The sequence below is a fragment of the Salinirubellus litoreus genome (genome assembly GCF_037335815.1).
Taxonomy (GTDB): Archaea; Halobacteriota; Halobacteria; order Halobacteriales; family Haloarculaceae; genus Salinirubellus; species Salinirubellus litoreus.
The window spans coordinates 164,638-176,934 of record NZ_CP147843.1 but is presented as its reverse complement, the minus strand read 5'-3'; the positions used below and the strand labels follow the sequence as shown (position 1 = coordinate 176,934).

At 56.7% G+C, this 12,297-nt stretch carries 7 protein-coding genes and 1 pseudogene; 3 read left to right on the top strand and 5 right to left on the bottom strand.

Annotation, left to right across the window (positions count from 1 at the left end; translation table 11 throughout):
- Positions 1-43 precede the first annotated feature (43 nt).
- Positions 44-574: a hypothetical protein gene (locus tag WDJ58_RS26285; RefSeq protein ID WP_338918448.1), complete on the top strand. Its 531-nt coding sequence runs from the start codon at positions 44-46 to the stop codon at positions 572-574.
- A gap of 316 nt (positions 575-890) precedes the next feature.
- Here WDJ58_RS26285 and WDJ58_RS26280 read toward each other — a convergent pair whose 3' ends face one another.
- Positions 891-1,214 carry a hypothetical protein gene (locus WDJ58_RS26280; RefSeq protein ID WP_338918497.1) on the bottom strand — a complete coding sequence of 108 codons (324 nt, stop codon included), beginning with the start codon at positions 1,212-1,214 and terminating at the stop codon, positions 891-893.
- 197 nt (positions 1,215-1,411) lie between these two features.
- Complete coding sequence (locus WDJ58_RS26275; RefSeq protein ID WP_338918496.1) at positions 1,412-2,749, bottom strand: hypothetical protein; 1,338 nt, start codon at positions 2,747-2,749, stop codon at positions 1,412-1,414.
- A 116-nt stretch (positions 2,750-2,865) separates the two neighbouring features.
- Between WDJ58_RS26275 and WDJ58_RS26270 the strand changes: the two genes are divergently transcribed.
- Together WDJ58_RS26270 and WDJ58_RS26265 are read left to right on the top strand one after the other, a co-directional pair.
- Positions 2,866-4,098, top strand: a complete 1,233-nt coding sequence (locus tag WDJ58_RS26270) for an AAA family ATPase (protein ID WP_338918446.1) — start codon at positions 2,866-2,868, stop codon at positions 4,096-4,098.
- A complete protein-coding gene (locus WDJ58_RS26265) occupies positions 4,091-5,890 on the top strand; it encodes a hypothetical protein (RefSeq protein ID WP_338918445.1) in 1,800 nt (599 codons plus the stop codon). Before WDJ58_RS26270 ends, WDJ58_RS26265 begins: the two co-directional genes overlap by 8 nt.
- A gap of 13 nt (positions 5,891-5,903) precedes the next feature.
- Here the strand turns inward: WDJ58_RS26265 and WDJ58_RS26260 are convergent, their stop codons facing one another.
- From WDJ58_RS26260 to WDJ58_RS26250, 3 genes and pseudogenes are all read right to left on the bottom strand, one after another.
- A complete protein-coding gene (locus WDJ58_RS26260) occupies positions 5,904-6,299 on the bottom strand; it encodes a hypothetical protein (RefSeq protein ID WP_338918444.1) in 396 nt (131 codons plus the stop codon).
- Positions 6,300-6,334: 35 nt separating this feature from the next.
- Entirely contained in the window at positions 6,335-8,965 is a 2,631-nt protein-coding gene (locus WDJ58_RS26255) for a DUF1156 domain-containing protein (RefSeq protein WP_338918495.1), read from the bottom strand.
- Positions 8,966-9,004: 39 nt separating this feature from the next.
- Positions 9,005-12,266 (bottom strand): annotated as a pseudogene (locus WDJ58_RS26250) (DUF499 domain-containing protein).
- Between the last annotated feature and the right edge of the window lie 31 nt (positions 12,267-12,297).

Here is a 12,297-nt window from a genome sequence, read left to right as displayed (position 1 = left end):
CTCTACCCTTGGGGAGTTCTAAATATATCAATCACGGTACAATATGAACATCTCAATCTTTGCTGAAGGAGCTCAGACTACCGCTGATGCTGAAGAGGGTGTTATTGCTAAGCACTACTTCCAAGGTCTTTTCGAGCCTATCTCAAATCTTGAGCAGGAGATATCTAAGTATGCGGAAACCGAGCTACACATCCTCTCCGACGAATTCGGCTATTTGAAGGGGGAAACCCCAATTCAAGAGATCGCGAGTAAAAACGCTTCTTCTGAGGAGAGCATGGAAGAATTCGCTAACGCAATAGTTTCGGCGGGAAAAACTGCCGATATCATCGTCGTTCTTCTTTCCGCATCGAGTTTCAAAAATACAGTTGGAAGTAGATGGGATGATATCCTATCGACAGCACAAAAGAACACGACTTGGTGTTTTGGAGCGTCCAAGGGAGCATTAGATGCAATCGACATCCCTGCACTCGAATCCAAAGTCAAGAATATCATCATCTATCAAAGAGCAGGTGTCGCTCCGATTGGTCGCGAGACTCGTACTCAACTACTAAACATAGTTCGTGAGGGGAACTGACAAGGGAACATCGCTTCGTTAGAGGCGACTGGACAATCGGGGTGTTCTGAGTCTCTCTTTCGTTTCCGAGTGTTTTTCCTGCGGATTTCTCGCCCCTCGCCGGCATAGATTGACATCTCTACCGTATTCAAATGCTCACTAAGCGCCTGACGACGTCGGGGGCCGTCTGGCACCCGGTTGGAATCACGCGACAGTTCCGGGCGTTAAATCGCCCGAAGCTACGCTGTCCGACAAATGGGAATTGAGTAGGTTCCGAATGACGCCTCCCGGATTTAGATCGGAATTACTCGATGTTCAGATATATTCCTGTATTCATTCATTCTAACCGGAGATACGTCCAGAGTGGAACCTGAATGATCGGCTTCGAACTGTCAGTATTGACGGAAATTCCATCGTCCAGAGCTGACCGCGCATTTGTAAGAACCATCCCGAATGCTGGTTCGGCGTCGAATGCAGCCTTCCCGTCAGCACTGAGCTCACCCCCGTACTCGTCTTGCTCGACGTATGATCGCCGCTGCTTGGTGAAGGTGTCCGTCACAGGACTGTACATCTGCTCATCGACTCGGTCTCGTTCGCTCTCGTAGGCATCGCTCTCGAGGAACTCCTGTAAAGCATCGAAATCAGGCGTATCTTGACTCATCTGGAGTTCGTCCAGAGCACGGTTATGAGACCATAGTATCGGAACGGGAGTACCGCGTATTTTGGGCACGAAATCGACTGTACCCTTTGACCCAACCCAGAACTTGACTACTCCACGCTTCGGATCGTGGGGATGGTTGAGCGTGTTCGACAACCGGATTGTGTGATCAAATGCAACCGCCTTCGCCAGAGCTTCGTCTAGCCGGGCTCACGTCGGAGGACGTCATTGAGATCATTCCGACGGAACGCGTTCGTGATCCCCGGATCCCGCAGGTAAAATCGGAGCCTCCGTGGACGTTGATTGTCGTATTCCTGTGCTGCCGAAAGCAGATGGAGTCGTGAGAGAACGCTGAGATACTTATCGCGGAGGGTTCGACGGTCGACATCGAGTACCTCGGTCAGATCGTCGAACCGCACGTCCCCGGTCGGGTGTTCGTGAGCAGCGAGGCCACAAAATCGCTCCAAGCCGAGCGCGTCCTTCACCCCTCCAAGGCTCGTCGCGGCGTGCAGGAGATCGTCTCTGAAGTCGTTGAGTAGTTCTCGTTGGTGGGCTTCGAGATCGACATCGTCCCGTCCACGGAGCACGTCGACAAATCGCTCCTCGTCAATCGAGACGCCGTCACCGGAGATTCTGAGCGTCAGCATCCCCCCGCTCGTACAGTAATTCGCGATCTCCCGCCGGATCGACGACGGGTCAGCAATTGCGTCGCTGTTCTGGGCTTCGACCTCGGTTACGAATCGGTCAGCGTCTCCCGCCTCGACAGCGTCCAGTAACGCCTTCCGAACCGCGCCCTCATCGAACCGCTCAGCCGAAGGCGCGAGTTCGATATCCCGGTATCGCATCTTGAGGAAATCGGCGAAACCCATGGGATACAGCTCGCGTGTCTCTCCGCGGATTCCTTCATTCACTTCTGCAAGGTCGGTCTCCTCGAATCGCTCCCGTACGGACCCTCTCGAAAGCGCCGTGAACACGATCTGACGGTCATCGTGCTCGGCAATCAAGTCTACAAGGAGGCGTTCCCACCGGCCGACATCTTGATTCCCGCGTTTGTTTGGTCGCTCAACCGTATGGAGATCATCTAACAGGATGTAGTGTGGGGATGAGCGGGGGTGCCGCAGGACGTGCGTTTCGAAGTGATCCACGGCTGCCCGGAGCTGAGCTTCCGGCTGAAGTTGGAAGACCGGATCATCTCGAAGAGGGATGTACAGGACGTTCGAGGGGGATACGAGGTGCTCTCGAGCCTGCTCACGCCTGTCTACATCTCGAATGAACTTCTCTACGAAATCCGGGTCGATATGCGCAGAGGCCAGTTGCTCGAGGAGGGCGCTTTTTCCCGCCCCGTCAGGGCCGGTTATGGGAATCAACCGCCGTTGCTGCTGATGCAGCTCGTCGTATGTTTGGTAGAAGATGTCCTGGAGCGATGAATAGTCGCCAGTTTGACTCGCCTCTCGACCGCGCTCCCACCACGGGTTGTATTCCTCAAGTCGCTGAATGAGGGTGTGCCCAGAAGAGAATGACTCCGAGTCGAATGCCATGGGATCTGTCTCAATTCCACAATTAATCTACATAGGTATGTTTCTTTGTATCCCCTAGCCACGTTCTTCCATCTATACACGTTGTTTTATGGTAGCCCCCCGATATTTCCCAATTAATGAGTAGCGGGACGCCGAAATTCGAGGACTACGACCGCGAGGAGGCAGAGGAATTCAGAGGGTTCATCGTTAATTCGAGCGCTTCTGCGACTGACTTTATAAATCGCACCTCTAGCCCAGACGCATTACGATATCTGGTCGAAGACGCGGAAATTGACAGGCGCGTCTCTGGAAATCGTGATGAGGTCCGACAGGCCCTTCTGACCTCAAATGTCACCCCGTTCGAGGTCAAACAGACCGTCGCCCAACGAAATTACAATCTGGGCGAGACGCTGGTCCCGGACACAGTCAAGAAAAACGCTCTCACCGCTATCGAAGTCGGGAAGCCAATTGTTCTCTACGGCCCGACTGGTACCGGAAAGACCTATTTCGCAAAGCAGCTCGCACTGGAGGCGTGCATCGACTATTCTCTCCATACCGCGACGCCAACATGGACACCTGCGGACATCACCGGTAGTATCCAACCGGAGACGAAGGACGGCGATATCGAGTACCATCGACGGGCAGGTTGTGTCTCCCAGGGCATTCAGAAGGCAAACGAGTACCAGGACAACTGGGGCGTCATTATCGACGAAATCACCCGGGCAGACATCTCCCAGGTATTCGGGCCGCTGTATACCGCTATCGAGGACGAAGACCAGGTGATCTTCCGCAATGACGACGGCGACCCACTCACGCTCAACGACAACGTCAAGATCATCTGTACGATGAACATGTCGGACCGGACAGTGAACGAACTCGACAATGCGATCACTCGTCGCTTCGCGATGATAGAACTCAGCCGCTACGGCGATGAGGAACGGGCTTCCCTGTTCGACCGCTGGATCGGAGAACTCGGATCCGATGTGGATATTGACCGCGACAAGCTTCAGGAACTCTTCGAGAGTCATCATCAAGGGATCAACGAAGGGACCACCACGAGTGGTGAGGACGGGATCATGGAGTTCGGGCCGATGCACTACGAGGACATCACCCAGTTTCTCAAGCATGCCTGTGCGAACGGGGGTCAGTACACAGGTGAGGAAGATGTCGCAGTCGGGCAGGCCTTCGCCACGTACATCGCGCCTCGTCTCCTGAACACCGCGGCATTGCCCCAGATCAATCGCCTTGCGAGTCACTACGAGACGCTCGACAATCAGTTCGAGGCGTTCGACCTCAGTCCCGCCATGGACCTCGCGAACCGGCAGGCGGAGGCTGAGGAACGCGAGATGGGCGTCAGCGCCTATGAGTAACGCTGTCCGCTACGACTACGGTACATCCCTCTGCTCCGTTCAGGAGAATCGAAAGCTCATCATCGAGGACTGCGATCCGGATACGATCAATAACGAACTTCGGGCGGCAAACTTCGTTCGGGAGGGGAGCAAATTCGTCAAGAAGCGCCCCCGACTACGGACTCGATCCGGGCGAAATTCCGAGTCTGATGCACTTCAAGTCCTTTCAGTACGCCTCGTGGATGACACACTCCACGTAGAGCCTTCCGACGTCGTCGGCATTGTGAGGCTGGTCCCGGGGATGAGTGTCCAGGTCGAACCCAAAGTTGCCTGGGAGCACGTCATCCAGATGCTGCTTACGATCTACGACATCGACAGAACGCAGTCCTATTACGGAGTCCCCCTTGACGAGTTGGTTTCCAGCGGCGTTGAATCCGCTCGTATTATCGCCATCCTGGCGATCAACTACGTTCATGGCGTCCGAACGATCCGACGCGAGGGATTCGTTCGAAATCTCAATATTCGTCGCCGGAACGGATTCGAAGGACTGGGTTCAATCGACGTCGAGCAAACGCTGATGAATCACGCAACCGGGAACCCGGTTCCGACTTGGATCGAAACACAGGTCGAGTACGCTAACCCTGTGAATTCGACAATCCACATGGCCGGGAAGCTGCTCCTCAGGTTGCTCCAGCAGGATCAGGACGGCCACCAGCACCCCCGTCAGGACGTACTCCTCTCTATGGTTCACCAAGAGGTGGAACGGATGGAGAAGTTGGGCATTCAGAGTAGCCAGAAGCAAATCGGCGGCTATCGTCGGCTCTCACTCCAGGATCTTCCTCGACAACGCCATTACTACCGTCGAGCGTTCCACACCAGTCAATCGATTCTCTCGTCGACGTTGCTCGGCCAGGCTGGGGGTGGCCCGGAGGAACTCCTCGTTGACTATGCGCTGAGTATGAATAAACTGTTCCAGGATTACTCCAATCGGATTCTCAACCGGAAAGTGGAGGCTCTACGCCAGATCGACTACCTGGATCAGCTCTCAGGGGTCAAATGCAAGCCTGAGCCGCCGATCTATCCTTTCGCTGGAAACGCCGAGGCCCGCCACCAACCCGATCACCTCCTCACAGACGGAGACCAAACGCTCGCGGTACTGGACTCCAAGTACTATCAAGCGGGCAAGAACCCAGCTAACGACTCTGCATCCCGGTCAAGGATGTTCGCATACGCCTATCTCACGGAGACCGACCGGATGGCATTCCTCTGCCCGCAGTATCGCAACGTTCGACTTCCCGTACAACACACTGGGGCAGAAATAGAGATCGTCTCACCTGACGGCGATTTCACTTGCGAGGACTACGAGGAGGTCATCCGAAAGTACATCTTGGAGACGCTCGCGATTACCTATCCTGAACTTCATGTTTTCGAGGCGACTTCCGATGCACACCTCAGTCTCAGTGGCGTCTCAGAGGAGGCCCTCTCGGAGGTTCACGATACGAATGGCCCGTTCAGCATCAGCAACGCCGCCACGTTCGCTGACCGGGTCATCGCAGCGATTGCATTCGCGTCCTATGGACCAAACAAACCGGAGCTAGAAAATCAGGGGCAGTGGACGAAGGCTCGAATCAAAGAGGCGTGTGCAAAGACCGACGAAGAAGACCATCCAAAATACCCGCAACACGAGACGACCTGCGTCCCGATATACGAACCTGAGGGGAATGACGATCATGGGACAGTGACTCTGCACTTCCTCAAATCTGACCAAGAGGGCACCTCGGTTAGCATCGAAGGGCCATATCCCCTGATGTAACCCCTGACGGGTACTACACGCGAAACGGTACAACAAGCCATCCCGAATCCCGCTTCTTGATTTGCCGACCGAAAATTGGCTCCAAGGAGTGGAACTCATCATCGATCTCTACGTCGAACGAATCACCGGCACCTTGAACATCACCGTCGACGACGAATTGAATCGCTGGTAACGGGCGCTGGCTGTTGAGATAATCCATTTCTTGCCGCATCGTAGAAACCAGCCGATCACGGAGATCATCGTCTTCGGTAAGGACTTCTTCGAGACCGGCTACGCAGATCTCGTCGGGGAGGTCTCGATTCTCGAGCTTCGTCACGAACTCTTCGATGGGAACCCGATACTCGGCGGACTCTCGCTCACCGCTCACGATGATGTTATACAAGCCCGCCACTGCGTCGATATCACTCATGTCATCACGAACGTCTCACAGGAGTGTGAAATACGTTAGTCCCTGAGGATCTGACGGAACGTCTCGTCCCCAGTGATGTCCGCAAGTTCGGATGCTACGTCCATCATTTCTCCTGTGACCTCCAGTTCGCGGCTCTCTTCCCTGGGTTTGGTCTCCTCATCAGCAGCGTATCGGAGGAGCTGCACCCGTTCGAGAGCAGAGAGTTCGTCAGGGGCTTTCGCTTGGAGGTAAGCCATCCGCTGCTCATCGTGCCACCGCAATAACGTGAAGCCATCTGTGGTGTCGAAAAACGCCCGTTCCTGGAGGTCCTTTGGGCTGACTTCAGTTCCTCGACACAGACGGTTCACATCGTTAAACGTGGGCTCCCCCATCGACAGGAGGCTCAGGTAGATTTCGTCGGGGGAGACATCATCATCACCAGCGATGATGTCGTACATCCCGGCGACAACGTCAGTCGCGGACATGACGGTTCCCTCACGGTGGACCTTGCCGTGGTGTTTGGAATACTCTCGGAAACACCGTCCGAGTTGGACGACGCTGATATCGCCTTCAGAGATGGTTTGTCCTTCCTGAATCTCCTCTTCCGTTCGCTGCGCAGTCCTGTACATCTGTCGTCGAAGCGCAGCCCAACTGATCGGGTCGCGATCCGTCATTGGTCGTGCGACCACGATCACGCTGAACGAGAGTTCGTCGCCCATTACGAACTCGGTGAGATTGGCCGAGATCGGGTACGTCGCAGTCACATCAAATCCTTCGTCGCACAGAGACTCGAGGAGCGTCCCCCAAGACTCGATTCCACTGTGCCGATACGTGAACGTGAGTACGCCGTCGTCCTTCAGTACGTCCCGCATCCGGGAGAACGACTGCTTGAGCTCCCTCTCGAAGGTAGCTCCGTCCTTCTCGATAGCCGGGTTCGCGACGATGCTCTCTTCACGAGGCGTCGTTTCGGGCGTGAAGCAGGAATATTCATCAGAGAGAAGCAGCCGTTGCCAGACGTAGAAGAAGTCCGAGACCTCCGAATAGACGACGTTGTCGTAGTACGGAGGATCAGTGATGATGGCGTCGTACTCCGACTCGAGCTCAACGTCCCGGACATCGCCTTGATGGAGTGTGTACTCACCACCGACCGGGTTCTCAAACGAATCCGTCTGTTTGAGTTCCCCATCTTCGAGGTACCGCTCTGTTGGCTGGTGGGCGAACTCGACGGCGTTGACGATTTTCTCCCACGTATTCTTGAACGTGCCTCGACCAGCTCTCGTTCCCCAGACGTTGTTTTCCGCATATTCGACCTGGGGTTGGTAGGAGTTCTGTCTGAAGATCCCCTCTATTTTCGTCCCCGAGATATTGTAGAGTGCGAAGTTATTCTGGAACATCAGAGAGTCGCTGAAAGCGAGGAGGAGATACTCTTTGACGCTCTGATTATCGACGTCATCGATGGCCGAGAGCAGCGTCGAAAGACAGTAGAGCTGGCGATTATTGAACATGTCCGACCACGTCTCGTAGCCGTGGCGGAAGACATCGTTTCCATTAATTCCGGACGCTGCTGTGATCGCACCTTCGGGGATTTCACTCTGAGGGATATACGCATCTAACTCCTCTGCAGAGTGCCACGCCGCAGCGCGATCGAACTGAGTACGATCTTTTTCAGTTGCCGCGGTGTAGCCCTTGAAGATCGCTCGATCCTTGCCTTCGTCCTCACACTCCGTACAGTAGTATTCGATCGCGTAGAGATCCTCGGCGTACGACTGTCCGTCGGCGATCGCATCGACGATTGGATACTGCAGACCGCACGACGGGCATCCGTAGTTACCGCCTCGAGAGACTGGGCCGTTCGCTGGGATGTACTCGTAGCCACACTCCGTACAAACGGACTCGGTTTGGTAGTCATCAGTCAGAAAGACGGACTCACAGTCCGGGCAGTAGACGTTGTATTTGTCGTCGTCCTCGTAGCGACCGTTCGCGACGCGGTAATCTTTGAACAGTGGAATCGTCTCGCCACAGGAAGTGCAGTCTAGCTTCCGTACCCAGAGCGCATACACGACGTCAGCAACGTGGTTCTCGTCGTGAGGACAGGTAGTCTCATAGTGAGACTGGAGTTCGTCTGCGACGGTTGCTCGGACATCGTCGAAGGCCTGTTGCAGCTCGTCGGCATCAACCTCGTGAGCTTCAAGGCTCTTTTTTGAGATGAACCATGCGACAGGATTCAAATCGACACCGGTGACAGCTGCGCCGAATCGGATGGCCTCCATGAGGCTCGTCCCGCCGCCCATGAACGGGTCAAGGACGGTCTTCCCATCAACGCGAACGTCTTTCGGATACAGCTCCCAGAGCGCGTCTGGCTCGGTGAGACTGACAGACTCGATGAGTTGAGCGAGATGCTCAGTGGTGGTGTCTTCTGTATCGCCGTCGCCGAAATCGGAAAGGTTCTGATTTTCTTGGTCTGCCCTATGGATTTCGACAGCGCTAGGATCATCGACTAACGAGTACAGCGAGATCGCCCTGAACACGCTCCCGAGCCGTCTCGCCCACCATTTGTGCATCGTGGACAGCGGTCGGTAGTACATCTTAGCGCGGCCCTCGCGGTCAGCGAGGTCGTTCACCTGCTCGATGGGGAACCCCCGCTCGATAGGGAGCGTATCCCGCGAGTTCGCGTCCGGGTCAGACATGGTGAATGGTGGTCCCGTCTTCGTATTTGAAGCTGGGCGTCATTCGAACTGGATGGTGACGTCGATGCTCGTGGCAGACTCAGGAATATTCTCCAGAATGTCGGCGACGACCTCGTGAGATTGCCCGAGCTCGAGTTGGAGATCCGTATGTGCCTGCTGGAACTCGGCAACGCCTTGGAGCCCGCCCGGCGCCGCGCCCTCGCCATCGGTGTTGAACGAAAGCGATCCGTAGGAGACGGAGCCGGATTCGTGTGATTCGTTCCACTCTTGGCGCATCTCGGCCGGGCTGTCGCCCTGGTATTCGAAGGTCCAGCCCTCTTCCGGCGGGATGCGGAACCCAGCTCCGGGGAACCAGTCTGCAGGATCCTCCGAGCCGGTCGCGCCGACAACGTAGTGCGGGTCCTCCTTTCCGAGCTTTGCGAGCAGGAAGTGCTTGACCGCTGCCTCGGGCTGTCCCGCAGCGCATTCACTCTGAATCGACTGCACCTGGAAGGTGGCTTCCTCATCGAGGTCACCAATGTAGTTCAGAATTCGGTCGCCGATATCCTCAGGAACCATCGGCGCGACGACGACGGACGTCGGTTCACGATCGCCAAGGGTACTGACGTAGTCGCCCCCGGTTTTGAGTTTGAATCCATCGGTCAGGAGCGTACTCACCGCGCTGCGGAACGCGGACTCGGTATTGTCCTGCGGGAGGTACACCTCGGTGTCGTTCCGAATCGTCGTAAGCACCTGGCTGGTGTCGGCTTCTCCGGCGGCATCAACCGTCTCTTCGATGCGGTCACGAACTTCGTTTGGCCCGATCGTCTCGGCGTCCGAGACGTCGCGGAGCGTCGCGTCTGAGCGAACCTTGTCGAGGATTTCACTGCCGCTGATGAGGACGTAGTGGTCCGCGTTCGCCAGCCGCCCAGCGGCCATCTTGACCGCGTCTTCTGGGTCTTGGTCATGTATCCACACGTCGGTCCGCTGGCGAAGATCGAGTTCGAACGAACCCAGATCGACTTCCTTCGTACCGGCGCCGAACCGCCCCCGGAGTTCGGATTCGACTTCCTCGGTCGACCACTTCTCGACGTCGCTCTCTAACGAGTACCGTGTCCTGATTCAGCCCGCGGAGTTCATCTTTGAAACCGCTGCCATCGTGTGCGAGGATCGGCTTGTCCCCCAGTCCGTCCTCGACGGCGTTGACGACCGCCTGCGCGCTCCCCGGAATGGGATACGTCGGCTCCATCAGGAACTGCTCGTAGATGTCGTCGATGGTCGTCTCAGAGCGGCTATCGAGGCGATCGCGGACAATGTCCCAGACGTGGCGCTGGAGATCGAAGGGATCCGCCTCCGCCGCTGCGGCAATATTGCTGGCGTTCAGGACGGGTTCGGTGGCGACGAAGTTCTCCAGCGACATCTCGGCCGCGTAGTCGAACTCATTGAGGAGGTCGTCGCCGTCGATGATCTCCCCGTAAGCGCTCTCCAGGCGTTCGAGGAGGTCGTCCTCGTACTCGTCGTGGAGCTTTCCGATCTCCTCGCGAATCTCCTCGGCCAGGTTCTCGTCCTCCTTTCGGAGTTCCGCCCCGATGACTTCCTTGGCCTTCCCGAGGAATTTCTCCTGCTGCGAGGTGGGCGAGATGGTCTTGCCGTTCTTCGGCTGGACGAACACGAGCGTGTTCCGCCACTGCCGACCGGCCGGCTGGTTCTTGATGATCTCACCGACGCTGTCAGCATCCCAGGGACCGTTCTTCACGACGGTTTTGATGTTCTGGCTATCAGGGACGTTCTCAAGTTCGCCGTCGACGTTGAAGCCGACCGCGTGGGCACCCGAACCAAACAAGCCGCCGCCCGTGACAGCTTCATGATTGCCATCGATGAGGCCACCGACGAGCTCGATCGCGTCTTCATCGTCGACGTCGCGAGCAGCGTTCTTCACGAGCGAGCGCGGGTTCTCATCCTCACGGATGACGTAGCGGTCGTCGGAGCGCCAGAGGTGGTAGACCTCTCCCTGGAGACGCTCGAGGTCGACGATGATGTCGTTGATGCGGTCGCCGGCGTGGTAGGTCCCGATGACGATGTCGGAGGTGGTCGCGCCTTCCGCGAGCCCCGGAGTGAGCGAGTAGATGAGAACGGTGCTGAGGATAGGTCGACCGTAGGTGATGTCCGCGTCAGCGAGGCGCTCTCGAATGTCGTCGTAACACCGGTCCGGCCGAGAGTGTTCGACGTTGATGCGGGTGAGCTCGTCGTTGTACTCGACCGCGTCGACCTCGCCGTGCGTGAGGAGGTCAGTATTCTGGTACTGGTCGACGAGTACCTTCGCGAAAAGGTAGAGCATCCCCCGAGTCGCGCCCGATTCGGTCTCCGCGAAGTAGCGGGTTTTCAGCGAGTCGATGAGGATCGGGTGGAACGGGTAGGTGTCGTACATCTCCTCGCGGAGCCCGTCTGGAAGGTCGACGTAGTCCGTGTCCGCGTAGGCTTCGATGTACTGATCGACGAGCGTGCGCATCGCCGAGCGATCGTTGATAGAGTCGACGAGTCGGTGACGGAGGACGTCCCGAATGTCGACTTGGTTGGACATGTTGACCTGCACGCGCTCGGGCTCGCGGGAGAGGATATCGTGGACGTCGGATCCCTCACGGAGCACAGAGACGAAAGCGAACAGTTCCGTGTTCGGACGTGAGGTCGTCTCGAAGAGCGCCTGCAGGAATCCGCGGTTCGCGTCCTTCCGCCGACCGCTGAGCGATCCGAACCAGTCCTCGAGTTCGTCCATGAAGAACGCGACGGTACGGTCGCCGACCGCGTCTTGGATAACGTCGATGCTCGGGTAACCACCCTCCTCGTCGTACTGTTCCTCGTCCGGCTCGTAATTCAGCTGTTCGAACAGCGGCTCCCAGAGGTACTCGTACTGCTCTTTCTGGAGGGAGACGACGACCGGTAATGCGTCGTCAGGGAGCGCTTCTCCAAGCCCCTCAATACGACCATCTGCCCACTTGCCAACCACGTCAGGTGAGTTGAAGCAGTGGTATAGCGCCACCATCTGGTGGGACTTCCCGGTCCCGTATGGACCGTACATCTCGTGGAGGCGGTTGTTGTCCTCGCCCCGACGAGTGTCTCGGAGTCGCTTCAGGGAGTCCTCTAATCCACCGGTCAGCAGCGTACGGTTGAAGAATCGTTCTGCGTCGGATTCCAGCGTATCGGCCTCGCTGTCGACATCGTAGAGGCGGATCTGGCCCTTGATGAGGCTATCCCCTTCGGTGAGCTCCGGACTGAGCGTCAGCACGTCGTCGATCGTAGTATCGAGAGTTCCTTCGGCGCTCATGTATACCAGACACGACGGACGACCATCTTAT